Below are 17,801 nucleotides of genomic sequence, written 5' to 3' on the forward strand. Positions count from 1 at the left end.
GCGCCGCAGAACGTTACCATCCCGCGAAACCCCGGTGACGGCCTGCACATGGCCGCCACCCCTGTTCGGAGATCGTGCTGGATGAAACCCTGGATTGGAGGAGCCGTGCTGCTGGCGTGCACGACCATGGCGAGTGCTGCCACCCCGGCGCAGCTGCAGGACCTGGATGCGACCGTCGAGCGCGTGCGCGCGCAGTTCGACGTGCCCGGCATTGCCGTGGCGGTGGTCAAGGATGGCGAGGTGGTGCTGGAGCGCGGCTGGGGCGTGCGCGAGCAGGGCAAGCCGGAACCGGTGCAGGCCGATACGCTGTTCGCCATTGCTTCCAACACCAAGGCGTTCACCGCCACCTCGCTGAACCTGTTGGCCGAGGACGGCAAGCTGAAGATGGACGACAAGGTGATCGACCACCTGCCGTCGTTCCGCATGTCCGACCCGTTCGTGACCGGGCAGATGACGATCCGTGACCTGCTGTCCCACCGCAGTGGCCTGAGCCTGGGCGCTGGTGACCTGCTGTTCTGGCCGACCACGTCCTACAGCATTGCCGAAGTGGTGGAGCGGTTGGGCAGAGTGCCGCTGAAGGGCGGTTTCCGCGAAAGCTATGCCTACGACAACATCCTGTACGCGGTCGCCCAGCAGGTGATCGAGCATGTCTCTGGCATGAGTTACCAGCAGTTCCTGCAGACCCGCATCTTCGACAAGGTGGGCATGGCCGGCACGCGCTACAACGCCGATCACCTGAAGCCCGGCGACAAGGCCGCGGTCGGCCACGCCAAGTACGATTTCAAGGACCTGCGCACCGTTGCGCCGCTGACCTGGTCGAACAACGCCGGCGCCGGTGGCATCTATTCCAGCGCGCATGACATGGCGCGCTGGATGAAGGTGCAGCTGGCCGAAGGCAAACTGGCCGATGGCACGCCGCTGTTCAGTGAAAAGAGCCAGCAGCAGATGTGGCGGATGATCACCCCGCAGTCGATCCCGGCGCCGAGCGTGCCGGAGCTGGCACCGGCGCGAGCCAATTTCGCCGGCTATGGCGAAGGCTGGAGCCTGAGCGATTACCGTGGGCAGAAGCTGGTCTGGCACACCGGTGGCTGGCCGGGCATGGTCTCGCGGCTGACCCTGGTGCCGGGCGAGAAGCTGGGCGTGGTGGTGCTGACCAACCAGGAAGTGGGCGCGGCGTTCAATGCGATCACCCTGAGCGTGCTCGATGCCTATCTGGGCGGCGGGAAGCACGACTGGGTGGACGCCTATGCCAAGGCCGTGGCCAAGGGCCAGGACAAGGCCGACGAAGCCTGGGCCAAGCACCAGAGCGCGCGCGACAAGGGCAGCAAGCCGTCGCTGGCACTGGCCGGCTACACCGGCACCTTCCGTGACCGCTGGTATGGCGACATGCAGATCAGTGCCGAGGGCAAGGGCCTGCGCCTGCGTTTCATGAAGACCGCGCAGCTGAGCGGGCGCCTGGAGCACTGGCAGCACGACACCTTCATCGTGCGCTGGGACGACCGTTCGCTCAACGCCGACGCGTTCGTGAACTTCAGCCTGGACCCGGACGGCAAGGCACGCGAGGTGCGCATGCAGTCGATCTCCGACCTGACCGATTTCAGCTTCGATTTCCAGGACCTGCTGTTCACCCCGGCAACGTAACCCGATGCGGCCCACATGATCGGTAGCGCCGGGCCATGCCCGGCGAGCGCGCAGCGCGGTTGCAAGGGGAATCGCCGGGCATGGCCCGGCGCTACCAGAACCGGGGCATCATCGGCTGGCGTACACATCCGGCGTGGGATACTTCGCCGCTTGCAAGAGGCGAGGGAATGCAATGTTCCGTTGGTTTGAATCCCTGATTCCGGTGTTCCCGCCCGTGGACGGGCGCATGCCGCCGCGCAAGGTGCTGCCGTTCTACCTGCACTACCTGCGCCCGGTGTGGCCAGTGCTGCTGGCGACCCTGATCGCCGGCCTGCTGCTGGCGCTGGTGGAAGTGGCGATGTTCGATTACCTGGGCCGCATCGTCGACATGGTCGCCGAGCAGCCGGGTGCCGGCTTCTTCAAGCGCCACGCCAATGAACTGGGCTGGATGCTGTTCATCACGGTCATCGCTCGGCCGATCCTGGTCGGCCTGCACAACCTGCTGGTGAACCAGGCGATCGTGCCCGGCCTGAGCAACCGCTCGCGCTGGCTGATGCACAACTACGTGGTGCGGCAGAGCCTGAGCTTCTTCCAGAACGACTTTGCTGGCAGCGTGGCCAACCGGGTGATGCAGACCGGTACCTCGTTGCGCGAGTCGGCGGTGCAGATGGTCGATTCCCTCTGGTACATCGTGGTCTACACCGGCACCGCGCTGTACCTGTTCGCGCAGGCCGACTGGCGGCTGATGGTGCCGCTGATCCTGTGGCTGCTGGCCTACGTGGTGATCATGGTCTACTTCGTGCCGCGCGCGAAGGAGCGGGCCTGGATCGCCTCGGAAGCACGTTCGAAGGCAATGGGCCGCATCGTCGATGGCTACACCAACATTCCCACGCTGAAACTGTTCGCCCATGGCGGGCGCGAGCAGGCCTACGTGGCCGAGTCGATCCAGGAGCTGGCAGTCAAGCACCGCGCGCAGACCCGGGTGACCACCGGCATGGACCTGACCATCGCCATCGTCAATGGTTTCCTGATTGCCGGTACCTGTGGCCTGGCCCTGTGGCTGTGGAATGGCGGCCACATCACTGTCGGCGCGATCACGCTCGCGACCGGCCTGGTGATCCGCATCCACAACATGTCCGGCTGGATCATGTGGACCATCAACGGCATCTTCGAGGACATCGGCACGGTGCAGGATGGCATCACCACCATCGCCCAGCCGCTGACCGTGCAGGACCGCGAGGATGCGGTGCCGCTGCAGGTGACCCGAGGCGGCGTGCATTTCCAGGACATCCATTTCCATTACGGTAAAAAGGGCGGTGTGATTGCCGGCCTGGACCTGGTGGTGAAGCCGGGCGAGAAGATCGGCCTGGTCGGTCCGTCCGGCGCCGGCAAGTCGACCCTGGTCAACGTACTGCTGCGCCTGTACGACCTGGAAAGCGGCCGCATCCTGATCGACGATCAGGACATTGCCTACGTTACGCAGGAAAGCCTGCGCCAGCAGATCGGCGTGGTTACCCAGGACACCTCGCTGCTGCATCGCTCGATCCGCGACAACCTGCTGTACGGTCGCCCGGATGCGACTGATGAGCAGCTGCGTGCAGCCGTAGCCAAAGCACGTGCCGAAGCCTTCATCGATACGCTGGTGGACGGGCAGGGGCGTCGTGGCTACGACGCACACGTCGGCGAGCGTGGCGTGAAGCTGTCCGGTGGCCAGCGCCAGCGCATCGCCATTGCCCGCGTGCTGCTGAAGGATGCACCGATCCTGGTGCTGGACGAAGCGACTTCGGCGCTGGATTCGGAAGTGGAAGCAGCGATCCAGGACAGCCTGGACCAGTTGATGGGAGGCAAGACGGTGATCGCCATCGCGCACCGGCTGTCGACCATCGCGCGCATGGACCGGCTGGTGGTGATGGACCAGGGCTGCATCGTCGAGACCGGCACCCATGCCGAGCTGATTGCTGCCGGTGGCCTGTATGCGCGCTTGTGGGCGCGGCAGACCGGTGGCTTTGTGGCTGCCGATCAGTGATCGCTTTGCTGCTGGCCCTCAGCCTGGCAACCACGGCCGCAGCCACCGCACCGGCACCCGTGGAAGGCGACCAACTCGAGCAGGTCATCCTGCTCAGCCGCCACAACCTGCGTGCGCCGGTGGTGGCGTCGGGCGCGCTGGCCAATGCCACTCCGGAGCGCTGGCCAGGCTGGGACGTGGGCGCAGGCGAGCTCACCACCAAAGGCGGCGTGCTGGAGGTCTACATGGGCCGTTACATGGGCCAGTGGCTGCGTCAGGCGCAGCTGTTGCCGGCTTCGGGTTGCCCGCAGTTGGCTGACTTCCACGCCCATGCCAACAGCCTTCAGCGCACCCAGGCCACCGCGCAGTTCTTCGTTGCCGGTGCCTTCCCGGGCTGTCATGTCGCGGTCGAGCAGCGCATGGCGCTGGGCACGATGGATCCGTTGTTCAATCCGGTGATCCACAACAGAGACACGGTCTTCCGCGAGCGCGCACTGTCGGCAATGCAGCGAGCGCTGGCCGCATCGGAACTGGCACCGGCACTGTCCGTGGTGGAGCAGATCACCCGCTACCCGCAGTCGGCGGCCTGTGCGGGGCACAGCGAGTGCCATCTGATGCTGGCCGACACGATCTTCAATGCGGAACCGGGCAAGGAACCACGCGCGTCCGGTTCGCTGGCCCTGGCCAGCGGGTTGGTCGATGCCTTGTTGATGGAGTACTACCAGGGCAGTGGCATCCCCCGCGAAGGCTGGGGCCGGTTGACCACCGAGGCGCAATGGCAGGCGCTGGCGCAGATCCGCAACCGCTACCAGGACATCCTGTTCGGAACGCCCGAAGTGGCGCGCGATGTGGCCGCCCCGCTGCTGGCAAGAGTGAATGCGTTGTTCGAGGACCCGGCATCGCCAAAGGTGAGCCTGCTGGTCGGCCACGATTCCAACATCGGTTCGGTGCTGGTGGCGTTGGGAATCACGGACTACAGCCTGCCGGGGCAGTACGAGAAGACGCCGATCGGCGGCCTGCTGCAGTTCGAGCGCTGGCGTGATCGTGGGGCCGGTGAAGTGCGTTACCGGTTGGTGTATGTCTATCCCACGCGCGAGCAGCTACGTGGTGCGATCCCGTTGACCGACGCACAGCCGCCGGGCCGGGCGGAGCTGATGCTGCCGGGCTGCGCGCAGTCGGGTTGCAGTGAAGCGCAGTTCAACAACCTGTTGCATTCACCTTGAATCCGGGATGGATGGTGGCGTCGCAGTGTGATGAGACGGAAGCAGCTTCGCGCCCCTTATGCTCGGATTCGAGTAGTCTCCAGCAATCAACCAAGCGATCCCGGTGAATCATGAACATCACGGACTTTCTTGTAATGGACGGCGATGGAGATGAAATATGGGCCGACCCCCATGGCAGCAACATTGCCTTTACGTGTTTTGATTGTGGATATCCGGTGGTGGCTGATGCCTCGGAGAACCAACGTGGGAGCGATGAGGATTGTCCCGCTGCCTGCCGCGGGTGTGGTGTGGAGTACTTCCTCGATTTGAGACTGGACTCGAGGAAGCTGTATATCCACATCGTCTGATTGAGTGGCGGCAGAGGCGGTGCGAACCAAGGTTCGCACCCACCAGGATGGCAGTTCGCACCGCCAGGATGGCAGTTCGCACCGCCAGGATGGCAGTTTGCAACCGCCAGAACAGAAAACGGCCCGGGTTTTTCCCCGGGCCGTTATCATTCAGCTCACACCGGCGCGATCACTCGATCGGCTGGTCCAGCATCAGCTGGCGGGCGAAACGCACCGGCGGTGCGCCGTAGGACAGCATCTGGTCGTGGTAGGCCTTGAGGTTGAACTTGTCGCCCAGCTTGTCCTGCATCGCCTTGCGGGTGTCGAAGTGTTCCTGCGCACCGACAAAGTAGGTCGGTAGCTGCGCCGAGGTCAGCTGTGCACGCACCCACTTGCCCGCTGCCTCGCTCTCCTGCTGGAACGCATCGTGGGTCATCAGGTGCATCGCCTTCTCGCGATCCCAGTTGTCCACGTGCACGCCCTGGTCGAGGATCGCGTTGGAGATCGTGCGCAGGTAGAACTTCAGCTGCACCAGGTGGAACAGCGGGTCGTTGTTGAGGTAGCCCTGCTCCTGCATCATGCGCTCGGTGTAGACCGCCCAGCCCTCGGCGAACAGGCCTGAACGCAGTACCGCACGCAGGGTGGAGGGGAACTTGGCCGAATGCCAGCCTTCCAGGTAATGGCCCGGGGTGCCTTCGTGGATGCTCAGCAGGTGGATCATGCGCGAGTTGTACTCACGCAGGAACGAGTCGACCTGCTTGTCGTTCCAGTCGTCCGGAATCGGCGACACGGCGTAGAAGGTCTTCAGGTTCTTGTCCAGCGGGCCCGGTGAATCGCAGTAGGCCACGGCCACGCCGCGCTGGAATTCCGGCATCAGGATGATGTCCACCGGCGCATCGGGCAGCGTCATCAGGTCGTGCTCGCGCACGAACGCGGTGGACTGCTCCAGTGCGGCCTTGGCATCGTCGACCACCTTGTCGCGTGCCGGCTTGTCGGCGTAGGCCAGTTCCAGCGCGGCCTCGATCGCCTTCTGCTGCTGCTCGTCGGTCGGCTGCGCCGGCATTTCCGGCGCACCCGGCTTGTCCTTCAGCACGGTCTGCGCGATGCCGTACATATCTTCGCGCACGCGCTTGAGTTCGGCACGTGCACGCTCACCGATCTCCTGGCGCGACAGCGACGAGCTCAGCGCGAACTTCAGCTTCTGGTCGTACTTTTCCGCACCGATGCGGAAATCGCCCTTTGCGTTCGGCACCAGGGTCTTGTCCAGCCAGGTCTGCTGCTCGTCCACCGCCTTCTTCAGGCCGTCGATGGCCGCCTGCAGGCGCTGCTGGTCGGCCTGCGGCAGTTCACCGATGTGCGGCGTGATGAAGGTATCGACGATGCTGAGGATGCCCTTGTTCTGCTTGGCCACGGTCTCGGCATGGATCTTCGGCACGCGGGCCGGATCCAGGTTCTCGCGGGCCTGGGCGAAGATCGCCGGCAGCTTTTCCATGCGCGCGGTGGCCGACTTCAGGCGCTCCGGCAGCGGCGCGAACTCGCGGGCCATCAGGCCGTAGATCGCGCTGCCGGCGATGCCGTTGTACAGCTGCGGGTCCCACTTGCCGGACTGCAGCACTTCGGCGTTCCAGATTTCCGACTGCAGCTGGTTGCGCAGGATCGCCGCGTCCACCTGGTTCTCGCGGCCCAGCTTGGCTACCTCGATCTTGTCCAGTTCGCCCAGCAGCGCCTTGTACGCCGCCACGGTCTTCTGCTGGCCGGCGGCGCTCAGGTCGTCCAGTTCGCTGTCGTAGCGGTGGTCGCCGATCTGGGTGGCGCTGACCGGCGACAGCTGCATCCAGGTGTCCAGGGCGCGCTTGGACAGATCGGCGAAGGCGGCATCGACCGCCGCGTCACCGGCCTGCTGGCTGGTGGCCGGGGTGGAAGCGTTGGTCGGGGCGTCGGCCGGCTGGCAACCGGCGAGGGCGGCGACCAGGGCGAGGGCAAGAAGATGCGGGCGCATCGGCGTTCCTGTACAGGGTCAAACCCCGAGCATAGGGCCCCGGGGCTGCTTTGTCCCCGTGCCATAGGATTACCATGGGCGCAGACACGGACCCTCCAGCGGAGCGCAGGACATGGAATACCAGGGAAGCTGCCATTGCGGCAGGATCGCATTCACCGTACAGGCCGAGGCGCCGATCAGCGACGTCATCGACTGCAACTGCTCGATGTGCCGCCGCCGCGGCAGCCTGCTGTGGTTTGCCCCGTGCGAGGCGTTCCAGCTGACCACCGATCCGGCGGACGTGGCCACCTATCATTTCAACAAGGCCCACATCGACCATCACCATTGCCGTGAGTGCGGTGTCGCGCCCTACAGCGAAGCGGTCGACCCGCGCACCGGCACGCCGATGGTGGCGGTGAACGTGCGCTGCGTGCCGCAGGTGGATCTGGCTGGTCTTTCGGTGACCTCCTACAACGGAGCCGCACTGTGAGGCCGGTGCGCGCGTGGACGCGCATGATCGCAGTGCCGGTGCTGCTGTTGGCACTGGTAGCCTGCGCCAAGAACGGTGAGCGCGCGGCAGAGGCGGGCGCCACCGCAGCCGATGCCGCCGTTGCTTCGCCGGAAGGCGCCTTCCTGGCCTACGAACACGACGTGCAGGTGCAACTGGAAGCGGCGCAGATCGCACCCCGCATCCAGCAGGTGGCGCAGGCCTGCCAGAGCGCGAAGTTCGGTGACTGTGCGGTGCTGCAGGTCGACCAGCGCAGTGGCGAGCAGCCCAGCGGCGAGGTCAAGGTACGTATCGCGCCGAAGGGCACTGAGCCCTTGATCGCGTTGGCCGGTGAGGGGGGCACGCTGCAGTCGCGCAACACGCGCGCCGAGGACCTCGCTCAGGCGGTGGCCGATACGGCACTGACCAAGGCACGGCTGGAGAAGGAGCACGCGCGGCTGCTGTCCTACCAGGACCGCAAGGACCTGAAGATCGAGGACCTGATGGCGATCACCACGCGCCTGTCCGAGATCGAAGCCGGCGTCGAACAGGCCAACAAGGATTCAGCGCAGCAACGTCGACGCATCGATACCCAGCTGGTGACGATCCACTTCGGCACCACCTCCGGCCAACGCAGCCGCAGCGAGATCGGTGAGGCGCTGAGCGAGTCGGGCAGCATCCTCAGCACCAGCGTGGCGTTCCTGATCCGCGCGGTTGCCGCGCTGCTGCCGGTGGCGGTGCTGGCCTTGATCGCGGCCTGGGGTGTGCGGGCGTGGTGGCGTCGCCGTCGTCGCAAGCTACTCCCCAACCTCTGAGGTGAAGGCTGATGCCGGTAGCCTGCCGGCATCAGCCCTCGTCGGTCTCGTACTCGACGAACACATCCAGTTCCAGGGCCAGCTCCTGCACCGCATCGCGCACCTTCTGCGCGGTGCTTTCATTGCCGACTTCCACTTCCAGCTCGTGGATGCCCGGGCCGATGTCATCGGACAGCCCGGCCGAACTGGAATCGTCGTCGTCCATGTGCGGCATCAGGTCGTCGGTTTCCTCGACATGTTCGATGCCGTCCAGGCCGAGCAGCAGGTCGCTGATGGCGCGGGCGTCGTCTTCGGTTCCGGTGATGCGCAGTCGCAGCATGGCCATGGCATATGTACGTTGTGGGTTCGCCAGCAGCCTAGCCAGCGTGAAGCAAAGAGCGGGTGAGGGCGCGGTCAGGCGCGTGTGGCCGGGCGCCCGAGCAGGCTGTCCGGCAATGCCGGAATCGGCGTGCGTTCGTCCTGCGCCTGCTCCAGCAACCAGTCGATGAACAGGCGCGCGGTGGGGCTGGGTGCTTGTCCTTCGGCATGCACCACGTGATACGCATAGCGCGCCTTGAGCGCCGGGCCGGGCAGGCGCACCACCTCGTAGCGCTGCAGGTAGGGTTGAGCGATGTGGGTGCGCGCCAGCACCGCACCCATGCCATACACCGCTGCACGCATCGCATCGGTGCTGTCGGCAAAGGTGTGCATCGGCGGCAGCGGCGACGGTGGGCGCACACCCGCGTGGCGGAACCAGTCGCGCCAGCCCTGCGGTGACAGGTCGGTCAGCAGCGGCAGCTCGGCGATGCGCGCCGGGTCGTCCAGGGTTTCGACGCCGGCCAGCGCGGGTGAGGCCACCGGGAACAGGTAGTCATCCATCAGATGCTGCGCGCGCAGGCCGGGCCACTGGCCCAGTCCGTAGCGTATGCCGACCTCTGGGCCGTTGTCATCGTAGCGATCAAGCCCGCTGCCGGTGTGCAGTTCGATGCGGATGTGCGGATAGGCCTGGGTGAAGCGTGGCAGCCGAGGCAGCAGCCAGCAGTAGGAGAGCGAGCGCAGCGTGGTGATCCGCAACGGTACGCTGTCGGCATCCGGCTGCAGGTGATGGGCGACGGCTGCGACATCGGTGAAGGCGGCGCTGGCGGCGTCGGCCAGCTGCCGGCCCTCGGCGGTCAGGCGCACGCCGCGGGCGTGGCGCAGGAACAGCCGGGTCTCCAGTACCTCTTCCAGGCGCCGCACATGGTGGCTGACCGCGCTGGCGGTCAGGTGCAGTTCCTGCGCGGCTTGGGCGAAATTCTGATGGCGTGCGGCGACCGCGAACACGGCCAGCGCGGGGAGCAGGGAAGGGCGTAGCAGCATGTCGAGCCTCAAACCATATTTGTGGCTGGCAGCGATACTACGCGCTTGTGCGGCGGGCGTCTGCACCCGATCCTGTCTGCCTTGGCGAGAAACAGACGATGGACGGAGGCAGGGTATGAATGCGGTCCCACAGGCGGTCGAGCGCGACTGGCGCACACCGCTGGAATTGACCCTGCTGGGCGCCATCTGGGGCTGCTCGTTCCTGTTCATGCGGGTGGCGGTGCCGTCGTTCGGCCCGTTCGCGCTGGTCGAGGTGCGGCTGGTGCTGGGCGCGCTGGTGCTGCTGCCGTTCCTGTGGCGCGCCCGCGCGCAGTTCCCGCCGCGTCGTTGGCTGTGGCTGGCACCGATCGGCCTGATCAATTCGGCGCTGCCGTTCGTGCTGTTCGCCTATGCTGCCGAGCGGGCGCCGGCGGCGATCGGCGCGATCTGCAATGCGATGACCGTGCTGTTCGCCGCGCTGATCGCCTTCCTGTTCTTCGGCGAGAAGATAGGCATGCGCCGCGCCGGCGCCTTGCTGGTTGGTTTCGCCGGCGTGGTGGTGCTGGCCACCGCCAAGGTGTCCGGCCTGAGTATTGGTACCGCAGTGATCGCCGGCGCTGCGGCATCGTTGCTGTACGGGCTGGGCGTGAACCTGGTGAAGCGGCACATGACCGGCCTGCCATCGGCCGCGGCGGCGGCAGCCACGCTGTCGTGTGCCTCGCTGTGGATGCTGCCGATGGCGGTGACGCACTGGCCACAGGCCGCCATTCCGCTGAAGGCCTGGGGTGCAGCGATCGCCTTGGGCGTGGCCTGCACCGGCCTGGCATTCCTGATGTTCTATCGCCTGATTGGCCGCATCGGCCCGTCACGCGCGTCGACGGTGACGTACCTGATTCCGCTGTTCGGCGCGGCGTTTGCGTGGTTGTTCCTGGGCGAGGCGGTGACGGTGCAGATGCTGATTGCCGGTGCGTTGATTCTGGGTAGTGTGGCGGTGAGTCAGAAGGGCTGAGCGGTTTCGAGCGTGACGCTTGCTGAAGGTGCTTCACTGTTTCATGGGCGTCACTTTTCTTTTCGCGCGAAAAGAAAAGTAACCAAAAGAAACGCGCCGCCAGGTCGCGAGCCGCCGTGCTTCGCACGTCGGTCCCCTGCGCTTCTCGGTGAATCAGGGGACGGTGCCGAACTCGCTGCGCTCAGACATCGGCACCTCTTCGCCCCTGATTCCCCTGCGATGCTCGGCTCGCTCAAGGCGGACCCAAGGTCAAGAGCCACAGCTGCACGACGATGCTTGGTAGTGCCGGGCCGGGCCCGGCGAGCGAAGCGAGCGCTTCTGCCTTTGATCTTGGATCCGCCTTGAGCGAGCCGAGCACCGCAGGTCCGGCGAGGGCGAAGAGGCGCGGGTGTCTGAGCGCAGCGAGTTCCCGCGCCGTCCCTCGACGGGCCGAGGAGCGCAGGGCACCGGTGCGCAGCACCGGCTCGCGGCCGGCGGAACGTTTCTTTTGGTTACTTTTCTTTGCGTACAAAGAAAAGTAACGCCCATGAACAGTGAAGCACCTTCAGCACGCGCCACGTGCAGGAAGCCAGGCTCCTACCGCACCGGCACCGGAATATTGCAGAGATCGATATGCCCCGCCGGGCGCTTGTAGAAATCATCCACGCGATTGCGGCGTGCCTCCACCGTATCGGCGAAGGTCTTCGAATCGGTGCGCAGCACCTGGATCGGCGTGCGCTCGGCCACCGGCACGTCGCTGGCACGGCGGATCGACATGATCGGCGTGCGCAGTTTCGGGTCGGTGTAGAAGCCCATCGGCGCCGGTCCGCGCGGCGTCGCGCTGAGCAGTTCCATGCCCTTCAGCACGCGGCCGACCAGGGTGATGTTGCGGTCCAGCTGACGCGGTGACTGGCCGGTCACCACATAGAGTTCCGCGCCGATGCTGCTGTCTTCCTCGTTGCTGCGGCCGGCACCGAGCATGCCGTAGCAGTGCGCCAGCCAGGTCTTGCCGGCCTGCGGGTCCTGGCCGACCGGGAAGCCGTCGACGAAACCGGTCTGTGCCGCCCAGCCATCGCGATCCGGCAGCACGTTGACCTTCAGGCCGGCGCTGGCGCGTTCGAACTCGGCCGGCAGCTTGCGCGCGGCGCTGCCGAACGGCTTGGCCTTGGCCGCGTCATCGGCGTCGGCATCGCCGAACTGCACCACGAAGTTGTCCTGCGAGCGGTAGATGCTGGTGCTGTCCCAGAAGTGCTCGTGGGCGAAGGTCTGGATGTTGGCGACATGGCGCGGGGCGAACTGCGGCGCCAGCTCGATGATCACGCGCCCGGCGGGCAGGTCCATGTACAGCAGGTTGGCCGGGTCCGGCGTGCGCCAGTCGCTGGCCGCCGAGGCATCGAGGATCTGCTGCGGGCTGCGGTACGGGGCGGCAGCGCTGGCCAGCGAGGGCAGCAGGCAGGCCAGGGCGAGGGCGGTCAGGGCAAGGCGACGGCGGTGCGGCATGGGAACCCCGGAACATGAACGAGGCTTCGATTCTGCGTGAGCCGCGCAGCCGCGCCAACCGGCACGATGACTAACGACACATTCGCTATACCGAACTTCGCACTACTGTGGACTTCAACGTAGTGGAGGGCCGGCCATGTCCGAGGACGATGTCCACCTGAAGAAGTTCCAGAAGGAGCTCAGCGCCGGAACCGTGTCGCTGGCCCTGCTGGCGGTGCTGGCCCGGGCCGGGGAGCCGCTGTACGGCTACCTGATCGCCAAGGAGCTGGAGCGGGTGGGCGAGGGCGTGCTGAGCGGCAAGCAGAGCGCGCTGTACCCGGTGCTGCGCAACCTGGAGGGCGCCGGGCTGCTGGAAAGCCATGTGGAGCCATCCAGCAGTGGTCCGCCCCGGCGCTACTACCGCATCAATGAACGTGGCCGCGGCGTGCTGGCGCAGTGGCGCCAGGCCTGGCAGGCCACCCGTGATTCCGTCGATTCCGTGTTGGAGGGGGTACCGCAATGAACGACCCGAGCCTGGCAGGCCGCGCCCTGCCGACCACCATCCCGCAGTATCTGGCGCAGCTGCGCGCGGCGCTGGAAGGTGCCGATCCGGCGATGGTGCAGGACGCGTTGTACGACGCCGAGGAATACCTGCGCTCGGAGCTGGCGGCGCAGCCCGGCCGCAGCGAAGCCGAGGTCATCGCCGACGTGGCCGGCAGCTACGGTGCGCCGGACGAAGTGGCCGAGATCTACCGCGAGACCGAAGTGACGGTGAACCGCGCGCTGCGCACGCCGCGTGCGGATACCAGACCGGTGCTGCGTGCGGCGGCGGAAGCCAGCGGCGTCGAGCCCGCCGCGCCGCTGCCGGCACCGGTGCAGCGCTCGCTGCTGGCGCGCTTCTTCGGCGTGGTCGCCGATCCGCATACCTACGGCGCGCTGTTCTACATGCTGCTGTCGCTGGCTACCGGCATCTTCTTCTTCACCTGGGTGGTGACCGGCCTGTCGCTGTCGCTGGGCCTGCTGATCCTGATCGTGGGCATTCCGCTGACCGTGCTGTTCTTCGGCTCGGTGCGCGGGCTGGCGCTGCTGGAAGGACGGCTGGTGGAAGCGCTGCTGGGAGAACGCATGCCGCGCCTTCCGCGTTACACCGATCGCAGCCGCACCTGGCTGCAGCGCATCGGCGACATGTTCACCGATGGCCGCACCTGGCTGACCCTGCTGTACTTCGTGTTGATGCTGCCGCTGGGCGTCATCTACTTCACCATCGCGGTGACGCTGCTGTCGCTGTCACTGGGGTTCATCTGGGCGCCGGTGGCCGCGCTGTTCAGCGGTGACATTCCGGGTGTCTACATCGATGGCGTGAACGTGTTGCCGATGGCCGCCTCGCCGCTGGTGGGCATCGTGATCGCAGCCGTGGGCGTGCTGCTGCTGCTGTTGACGATGCACCTGGCACGGGGCATCGGCAAGCTGCACGGGCTGATTGCCAAGAACCTGCTGGTGCGGTTGTAAGCCGGAATCCACGCTTGGGGACGTTTGGCGGGCTTCGCTTTGGTAGGTGCCAACCTTGGTTGGCACGATCCATCAGAGATCGGGATTCATGGCAGGGCGCCAACCAAGGTGGGCATCTACCAGGGCGAGTTACCCCGCCTTTCGCTGCAGCGGGGTGACGTTGCTCTTCTTCTTCGCGGCCTTCGCCGCCGGTGTTTCGGCATGGGCGGCGAAGAAGTCGCGCACCTTCGGGTACACCACTTCGCGCCAGCGGCGGCCGCTGAAAATGCCGTAATGGCCGGCGCCTTCCACGATGAAATGCTCGCGACGGTCAGCGCTGATGCCGGTGCACAGTGCCTGCGCGGCTTCGGTCTGGCCGAGGCCGGCGATATCGTCCAGCTCGCCCTCGATGCTCAGCAGCGCGGTATCGCGGATCGCCGACGGATCGACCTTCTCGCCGTTGACCACCCACTCGCCACGCGGCAGCAGGAAGTCCTGGAACACCACGGAAATCGTATCCAGGTAGTACTTGGCCGGCATGTCCAGCACTGCGTTGTACTCGTCGTAGAAACGACGGTGCGCATCGGCGTCTTCCAGGTCGCCCTTGACCAGGTCGGTGTAGAAATCCCAGTGCGAGCTGAAATGGCGGCTGGGGTTCATCGACAGGAAGCCGGCGTGCTGCAGGAAGCCCGGGTACACGCGGCGACCGGCGCCGGGGTAACTGGCCGGCACCGTGTGGATGACGTTGTTCTCGAACCACGACAGCGGGTTCTGCGTGGCCAGGTTGTTCACTGCGGTCGGGCTGCAGCGCGCATCGATCGGGCCACCCATCATCACCAGCGTGCGCGGCGTCGGTTCGCCACGGCTGGCCATCAGCGAAACCGCGGCCAGCACCGGCACTGTGGGCTGGCACACGCTGACCACGTGCAGGCGCTCGACACCGAGGTGGCGGATGAATTCCTGGATGTACGCAATGTAGTCGTCCAGGCCGAATTCGCCCTCGCTGGCCGGCACCATGCGCGCGTCGACCCAGTCGGTCACGTACACGCGGTGGTCGCGCAGCAGCGTGCGCACGGTATCGCGCAGCAGCGTGGCGTGGTGGCCGGACAACGGCGCGACCACCAGCACGAACGGCTGGTTGAGCATCGTATGCAGCTGGTCGGCTTCATTGCTGTGGCGCTTGAAGCGCAGCAGCTTGCAGAACGGCTTGCTCACTTCCTCGTGCACCACGATCGGCACGCGTTCGCCATCGACGTCGATTTCGTTGATGCCCCATTCGGGCTTCTCGTAATCCTTGCCGATGCGATGGAACAGCTCATTGACCGCCGCCAGGCGATCAGCGCCGGGCATCTGCGACCACCAGTGGCCCTGGTTGGCGAAGAACTTGGCGTTGGCCTGGGCCTGGTGCACCCAGGGGGCGAGCAGGTTGCGGGTCAGTTCGTGCAGTTGATAGAGCATGACGACCGAATATGTATGGTCATATGTTGCCGCGCAGCATATCCCATCCCGGTGTCCCGCAGGTTAAGTTGACTGAAAATAATGAATCCGGATTCACATCCGTTCCAGCGCGGCCGCATCGCCTGCCAGAGCGGGGCCGAGCCAGCAGTGCGACCCAACCGGCAGCAGGCCGTGCCGGGCCAGCGTGCGGCGGTACCAGCGCGCCGGGCGGGCCTGGAAGCCCTCGTGGTCGCCTTCGAACGCGTCCTCGGCGGCGAAGGTCTCCAGGAAGGCCACGCCGCCGGTCAGCTCGGCCACGCCGGCCAGGCCGGCGCGCAGCTCGCGGTCGGGCACATAGTGCATCACGTCTGAACACACCAGCAGGTCGACCGGGGCGCAGGGCCGCAGCCAGGCGAAGTCGCCGAAGGCGGCCAGGTTCAGGTTGCGGGTGCGGCCGTAGCGGCGCACAGCGTACTCGCTGCTGTCGAAGCCCAGGTATTCGACCTTCGGACGCAGCTTCAACAGCGGTGCGCGCCAGGCGCCTTCGCCGCAGCCGATGTCCAGCACGCTGCGGATCGGTCGTTCCAGGTAGTACTCGGCGCTGGCCACGGCCAGGGCGACCTTGCGCGCCAGGCGGGCGCTGCCACCGATGTCGGCACGGCGGTACCAGCGTTGGAAGTAGGCGGCGTCGTAGGTCTTGTCCATGGGGCGGTGCGCGATCGGGGAAAACGGCGCCTATCGTACGGTGTTGCGGCGCGCCATGCGTCGATGTGTCGCGGCGGCGGTGCGTGGGGCGCGGTGGTCACCGCGTGCGAGAATGGCCACCCATCTACGCCAGCCGCTGGAGCGAGCGCATGCAGAGCTACTACTGGGTGAAGACCTTCCACATCGTGTTCGTGGTGGCGTGGATGGCCACGGTGTTCTACCTGCCGCGCATCCTGGTGAACCTGGCCGAGACCGCAGGCCAGCAGGCCGTGACCGAGCGCCTGCAGCTGATGGGCCTGCGCCTGTACCGCTTCGGCCACTCGATGTTCGGCCTGGCATTCCTGCTCGGCCTGGTGCTGTGGCTGGGTTACAAGGTCATCCCGGATTTCCCGACCATGGTCGCGCCCGGTGGTGCCGGTTGGCTGCATGCCAAGCTGGGGCTGGTGGTGCTGCTGCTGGTCTATTTCGGCTGGACCGGTCGCCTGCTCAAGGGCGCGGCCAAGGGCAGGGCGCTGCCGTCGTCGCGCGCGCTGCGCTGGATCAACGAGATCCCGTTGCTGGCCTTCATTCCGATCGTGTGGCTGGTGCTGGCCAAGCCGTTCTGACAGTCGGTTACCCGTAGAGCCATGCTTGGCTCTACAGGCTCGCGTGATTCTTCGCCAAAGCAGAGGCATCCACGCATGGCGTGGATCTACTGGGTGCAGCTGTGGCTTTTGATGCTCAGGTCCGCCATGAGCGAGCCGAGCATCGCAGGTGAAACAGGGGCGAAGAGGCGCCGATGTCTGAGCGCAGCGAGTTCGGCGCCGCCCCCTGATTCACCGAGAAGCGCAGGGAACCGGTGCATAGCACCGGCTCGCGTTCGGCGGCGTGTTCTTTGGTTACTTTCTTGCACGAGCAAGAAAGTAACAAGCCGATGAATCAGGCCGCTTCGTACGTGCCGTAGCTGCGCAGGCGGGTGTAGCGCTGTTCCAGCAGCTGTTCGGTGGACAGCTTGTCCAGCGCGTCCAGTTCGTTCAGCAGCACGGCCTTCAGGCGCTTGGCCATCTGGGTCGGGTTGCGGTGGGCGCCGCCGGTGGGCTCGCGCACGACCTTGTCGACCAGGCCCAGGCTCTTCAGGCGCGGCGCGGTCAGGCCCAGCTGCTCGGCGGCTTCCTTGGCCTTGCCGGCGTCCTTCCACAGGATCGAGGCGCAGCCTTCCGGCGTGATGGTCGAGTACACCGCGTATTCCAGCATCACGGTGCGGTCGCCCACGCCCAGCGCCAGCGCGCCGCCGGAGCCGCCTTCACCGATCACGGTGCAGATGATCGGCACCTTCAGTTCGGCCATCTCGATCAGGTTGCGTGCGATCGCTTCGGACTGGCCGCGCGATTCGGCGTCGATGCCCGGCCAGGCGCCGGCGGTGTCGATCAGGGTCAGCACCGGCAGGCCGAAGCGCTCGGCCATCTTCATCAGGCGCAGGGCCTTGCGGTAGCCCTCCGGCTTGGGCATGCCGAAGTTGCGCTTGATCTTTTCCTTGGTGTCGCGGCCCTTCTGGTGGCCGATCACCATCACGGAACGGCCATTGATGCGGGCCAGGCCGCCCATGATGGCCTTGTCGTCGGCGAAGGCGCGGTCACCGGCCAGCTCCTGGAACTCATCGAACATGACGCGGATGTAGTCGGCGGTATACGGGCGCGACGGGTGGCGGGCCAGCTGCAGCACCTGCCACGAGGTCAGGTTGCGGAAGATCTGCGCGGTGCGCATGCGCAGCTTGTCCTGCAGCGCGTGCACTTCCGCCTCGACATTGACCGCCGGCCCGGCACTGGCGTTGCGCAGTTCCTGGATCTTGGCTTCCAGGTCGGCGATGGGTTGCTCGAAGTCGAGGTAGTTCGGATTCATCGGAAGCCGTCGTGTAAAGAAGAGGGGAATTCTAGCCGAATGCGTGCAAACCACC

General features: G+C 66.1%; 15 protein-coding genes and 1 pseudogene. 9 read left to right on the top strand and 7 right to left on the bottom strand.

Features of this window, described 5'->3' with window-relative positions; all coding sequences use genetic code 11:
• Positions 1 to 81 precede the first annotated feature (81 nt).
• From AC5P8D_RS08560 to agp, 3 genes are all read left to right on the top strand, one after another.
• The gene (locus AC5P8D_RS08560) at positions 82 to 1,641 is read left to right on the top strand and encodes a serine hydrolase (protein WP_159359941.1); all 1,560 of its coding nucleotides are present in this window, start codon (positions 82 to 84) and stop codon (positions 1,639 to 1,641) included.
• Between the two features lie 172 nt (positions 1,642 to 1,813).
• Complete coding sequence (gene smrA / locus AC5P8D_RS08565) at positions 1,814 to 3,646, top strand: multidrug efflux ABC transporter SmrA (RefSeq protein ID WP_159359942.1); 1,833 nt, start codon at positions 1,814 to 1,816, stop codon at positions 3,644 to 3,646.
• A complete protein-coding gene (agp, locus tag AC5P8D_RS08570) occupies positions 3,643 to 4,848 on the top strand; it encodes a bifunctional glucose-1-phosphatase/inositol phosphatase (protein ID WP_495203239.1) in 1,206 nt (401 codons plus the stop codon). The genes smrA and agp overlap by 4 nt, the downstream gene beginning before the upstream one ends.
• Before the next feature lie 516 nt (positions 4,849 to 5,364).
• Here agp and AC5P8D_RS08575 read toward each other — a convergent pair.
• The gene (locus tag AC5P8D_RS08575; RefSeq protein WP_126559932.1) at positions 5,365 to 7,173 is read right to left on the bottom strand and encodes a DUF885 domain-containing protein; all 1,809 of its coding nucleotides are present in this window, start codon (positions 7,171 to 7,173) and stop codon (positions 5,365 to 5,367) included.
• A gap of 112 nt (positions 7,174 to 7,285) precedes the next feature.
• Between AC5P8D_RS08575 and AC5P8D_RS08580 the strand changes: the two genes are divergently transcribed.
• Entirely contained in the window at positions 7,286 to 7,642 is a 357-nt protein-coding gene (locus tag AC5P8D_RS08580) for a GFA family protein (RefSeq protein ID WP_495203240.1), read from the top strand.
• Positions 7,643 to 7,665: 23 nt separating this feature from the next.
• Positions 7,666 to 8,454: a DUF4349 domain-containing protein gene (locus AC5P8D_RS08585; protein WP_495203241.1), complete on the top strand. Its 789-nt coding sequence runs from the start codon at positions 7,666 to 7,668 to the stop codon at positions 8,452 to 8,454.
• Positions 8,455 to 8,485: 31 nt separating this feature from the next.
• Here AC5P8D_RS08585 and AC5P8D_RS08590 read toward each other — a convergent pair whose 3' ends face one another.
• Both AC5P8D_RS08590 and AC5P8D_RS08595 read right to left on the bottom strand, forming a co-directional pair.
• Positions 8,486 to 8,779 (bottom strand): hypothetical protein, encoded by a 294-nt coding sequence (locus AC5P8D_RS08590; RefSeq protein ID WP_005415831.1) that lies wholly within the window; start codon positions 8,777 to 8,779, stop codon positions 8,486 to 8,488.
• A gap of 68 nt (positions 8,780 to 8,847) precedes the next feature.
• A complete protein-coding gene (locus AC5P8D_RS08595) occupies positions 8,848 to 9,792 on the bottom strand; it encodes a LysR substrate-binding domain-containing protein (protein WP_414614640.1) in 945 nt (314 codons plus the stop codon).
• A 115-nt stretch (positions 9,793 to 9,907) separates the two neighbouring features.
• Here AC5P8D_RS08595 and AC5P8D_RS08600 point away from each other — a divergent pair, with 115 nt between their 5' ends.
• The gene (locus AC5P8D_RS08600) at positions 9,908 to 10,780 is read left to right on the top strand and encodes a DMT family transporter (protein WP_338713500.1); all 873 of its coding nucleotides are present in this window, start codon (positions 9,908 to 9,910) and stop codon (positions 10,778 to 10,780) included.
• Between the two features lie 576 nt (positions 10,781 to 11,356).
• Here the strand turns inward: AC5P8D_RS08600 and AC5P8D_RS08605 are convergent.
• A complete protein-coding gene (locus AC5P8D_RS08605; protein ID WP_071305499.1) occupies positions 11,357 to 12,259 on the bottom strand; it encodes a peptidylprolyl isomerase in 903 nt (300 codons plus the stop codon).
• A 136-nt stretch (positions 12,260 to 12,395) separates the two neighbouring features.
• Between AC5P8D_RS08605 and AC5P8D_RS08610 the strand changes: the two genes are divergently transcribed.
• Both AC5P8D_RS08610 and AC5P8D_RS08615 read left to right on the top strand, forming a co-directional pair.
• A complete protein-coding gene (locus AC5P8D_RS08610; protein ID WP_071305498.1) occupies positions 12,396 to 12,761 on the top strand; it encodes a PadR family transcriptional regulator in 366 nt (121 codons plus the stop codon).
• A complete protein-coding gene (locus AC5P8D_RS08615) occupies positions 12,758 to 13,747 on the top strand; it encodes a sensor domain-containing protein (RefSeq protein WP_235651048.1) in 990 nt (329 codons plus the stop codon). The genes AC5P8D_RS08610 and AC5P8D_RS08615 overlap by 4 nt, the downstream gene beginning before the upstream one ends.
• Positions 13,748 to 13,953: 206 nt before the next feature.
• Here the strand turns inward: AC5P8D_RS08615 and AC5P8D_RS08620 are convergent.
• Both AC5P8D_RS08620 and AC5P8D_RS08625 read right to left on the bottom strand, forming a co-directional pair.
• A pseudogene (locus tag AC5P8D_RS08620) lies at positions 13,954 to 15,184 on the bottom strand (polyhydroxyalkanoate depolymerase); the annotation flags it as partial.
• Positions 15,185 to 15,277: 93 nt separating this feature from the next.
• Complete coding sequence (locus AC5P8D_RS08625) at positions 15,278 to 15,868, bottom strand: class I SAM-dependent DNA methyltransferase (RefSeq protein ID WP_071305495.1); 591 nt, start codon at positions 15,866 to 15,868, stop codon at positions 15,278 to 15,280.
• A gap of 149 nt (positions 15,869 to 16,017) precedes the next feature.
• Between AC5P8D_RS08625 and AC5P8D_RS08630 the strand changes: the two genes are divergently transcribed.
• Positions 16,018 to 16,473 carry a CopD family protein gene (locus AC5P8D_RS08630; protein WP_100448133.1) on the top strand — a complete coding sequence of 152 codons (456 nt, stop codon included), beginning with the start codon at positions 16,018 to 16,020 and terminating at the stop codon, positions 16,471 to 16,473.
• Positions 16,474 to 16,786: 313 nt separating this feature from the next.
• Here the strand turns inward: AC5P8D_RS08630 and AC5P8D_RS08635 are convergent, their stop codons facing one another.
• Positions 16,787 to 17,746, bottom strand: coding sequence for an acetyl-CoA carboxylase carboxyltransferase subunit alpha (locus AC5P8D_RS08635; protein WP_043396479.1), 960 nt, complete (start codon positions 17,744 to 17,746; stop codon positions 16,787 to 16,789).
• Positions 17,747 to 17,801: the final 55 nt, after the last annotated feature.

The sequence above is a fragment of the Stenotrophomonas sp. YJH_SMC_101-4 genome (genome assembly GCF_059370395.1).

Bases quoted from the DNA above. Each gene is read 5' to 3' on its own strand.
- AC5P8D_RS08560 (WP_159359941.1), top strand. From the start codon at position 82: ATGAAACCCTGGATTGGAGGAGCCGTGCTGCTGGCGTGCACGACCATG.
- smrA (WP_159359942.1), top strand. From the start codon at position 1,814: ATGTTCCGTTGGTTTGAATCCCTGATTCCGGTGTTCCCGCCCGTGGAC.
- AC5P8D_RS08575 (WP_126559932.1), bottom strand. From the start codon at position 7,173: ATGCGCCCGCATCTTCTTGCCCTCGCCCTGGTCGCCGCCCTCGCCGGT.
- AC5P8D_RS08580 (WP_495203240.1), top strand. From the start codon at position 7,286: ATGGAATACCAGGGAAGCTGCCATTGCGGCAGGATCGCATTCACCGTA.
- AC5P8D_RS08585 (WP_495203241.1), top strand. From the start codon at position 7,666: ATGATCGCAGTGCCGGTGCTGCTGTTGGCACTGGTAGCCTGCGCCAAG.
- AC5P8D_RS08590 (WP_005415831.1), bottom strand. From the start codon at position 8,779: ATGGCCATGCTGCGACTGCGCATCACCGGAACCGAAGACGACGCCCGC.
- AC5P8D_RS08595 (WP_414614640.1), bottom strand. From the start codon at position 9,792: ATGCTGCTACGCCCTTCCCTGCTCCCCGCGCTGGCCGTGTTCGCGGTC.
- AC5P8D_RS08600 (WP_338713500.1), top strand. From the start codon at position 9,908: ATGAATGCGGTCCCACAGGCGGTCGAGCGCGACTGGCGCACACCGCTG.
- AC5P8D_RS08605 (WP_071305499.1), bottom strand. From the start codon at position 12,259: ATGCCGCACCGCCGTCGCCTTGCCCTGACCGCCCTCGCCCTGGCCTGC.
- AC5P8D_RS08610 (WP_071305498.1), top strand. From the start codon at position 12,396: ATGTCCGAGGACGATGTCCACCTGAAGAAGTTCCAGAAGGAGCTCAGC.
- AC5P8D_RS08615 (WP_235651048.1), top strand. From the start codon at position 12,758: ATGAACGACCCGAGCCTGGCAGGCCGCGCCCTGCCGACCACCATCCCG.
- AC5P8D_RS08625 (WP_071305495.1), bottom strand. From the start codon at position 15,868: ATGGACAAGACCTACGACGCCGCCTACTTCCAACGCTGGTACCGCCGT.
- AC5P8D_RS08630 (WP_100448133.1), top strand. From the start codon at position 16,018: ATGCAGAGCTACTACTGGGTGAAGACCTTCCACATCGTGTTCGTGGTG.
- AC5P8D_RS08635 (WP_043396479.1), bottom strand. From the start codon at position 17,746: ATGAATCCGAACTACCTCGACTTCGAGCAACCCATCGCCGACCTGGAA.